The 244-nt window shown below is 30.7% G+C and carries 1 protein-coding gene; it reads right to left on the bottom strand.

What is annotated here, in order from left to right; all coding sequences use genetic code 11:
* A partial coding sequence (locus IEQ44_RS18770) for an MFS transporter (protein ID WP_227487705.1) occupies nt 1–244 on the bottom strand: 244 nt, incomplete at both ends.

Genomic DNA, 244 nt, shown 5'->3' with positions numbered 1-244 from the left:
GGTGTTGTACCTTCATCTTTTGATTGCGGCATTTTACTCACTAAAAATAGAACAAAGACCCCAATAATAACCAATCCTAAAATTACATAAGGATTTCTAATTACCATTAAATCGGAAGTTTTTATTAATATCTTTGACGCTTCATCAAGTGCGCTAAAATCTGAAATATCATCTGATTTTAAATTCTTTAACACGAATTGTTGAGCCACCAATAAACCAAAAATCAAACCTACTGGATTAAATG

The organism is Nocardioides malaquae, assembly GCF_015070385.1.
GTDB classification, from domain to species: Bacteria; Actinomycetota; Actinomycetes; order Propionibacteriales; family Nocardioidaceae; genus Nocardioides; species Nocardioides malaquae.
Note: the sequence above shows the minus strand (reverse complement) of the source record. Positions and strands in the feature narration are given on the sequence as shown.